A 916-nucleotide genomic window follows, 5' to 3' on the forward strand; every position below is an offset into this window, starting at 1 on the left:
CTAGCGCCTAGGCATCCTCCGTGTGCCCTTACTAGCTTAACCCGTTTCGTGTTTATTGGGTCTTCCTCCTCTTGCACAAGGGCAAATGTCGGGCGACTCCAAAAACACTACACTTTACAATGTTGGCTTGACATGGAAGTCAACACCAACACGCTAGTAAAAACTGCGTTGATTCTTACCTAAACTCTTTCGCTATCCAGTTTTCAAGGATCAAGTTTGCCGTCTTTTCAGCGGCAAGTGGTATCTTACCATATCCGCTTTGTCGTTTCAACCGGCTTTTTGAGCCGTCACGTTCAAAGCAATGCGTTTGGTGGAGCCAAGCGGGATCGAACCGCTGACCTCCTGCGTGCAAGGCAGGCGCTCTCCCAGCTGAGCTATGGCCCCCTATTCCTGGGGTATTAGGTTTATATGGTGGGCCCTAGTGGACTCGAACCACCGACCTCACCCTTATCAGGGGTGCGCTCTAACCAGCTGAGCTAAGGGCCCAAGCCTTTTGCCTTACGGCTTGATCAGGCTTGTATTGCCCGGCTTGGCAATGTCCTACTCTCCCAGGACCCTTCGGTCCAAGTACCATCGGCGCTGGAGGGCTTAACGGTCGTGTTCGGTATGGGTACGCGTGGTACCCCTCCGCCATTATCACCAAACCGGTTTGAAAGGTTGCCCTTTCAAAACTGAACGCGAGTGAAATTGTCCGTTGTGCATCTTATGCACATTCGTTCTTGTGCCTTGGGCCCCGCAAAAGAACCTGAATCAGCTGTTAAGCTGTTCTTCACTTTTGTGGGTACCTAGTGCTCCATAGAAAGGAGGTGATCCAGCCGCACCTTCCGATACGGCTACCTTGTTACGACTTCACCCCAATCATCTGCCCCACCTTCGGCGGCTGGCTCCCTAAGGTTACCTCACCGACTTCGGGTGT

General features: G+C 52.5%; 2 tRNA genes and 2 rRNA genes. All 4 read right to left on the reverse strand.

The features are described from left to right. Positions 1-308 precede the first annotated feature (308 nt). Positions 309-384 (reverse strand) — tRNA-Ala (locus tag ACFSUC_RS11560). Positions 385-409: 25 nt separating this feature from the next. Then, positions 410-486: transfer RNA gene (locus tag ACFSUC_RS11565), tRNA-Ile, on the reverse strand. Positions 487-527: 41 nt separating this feature from the next. Beyond that, positions 528-644, reverse strand: a 5S ribosomal RNA gene (rrf, locus tag ACFSUC_RS11570). A gap of 155 nt (positions 645-799) precedes the next feature. Then, positions 800-916 (reverse strand): 16S ribosomal RNA (locus ACFSUC_RS11575); the annotation flags it as partial.

Source organism: Marinicrinis sediminis, assembly GCF_042685085.1.
In the GTDB taxonomy this organism is placed as follows: domain Bacteria; phylum Bacillota; class Bacilli; order Paenibacillales; family KCTC-33676; genus Marinicrinis; species Marinicrinis sediminis.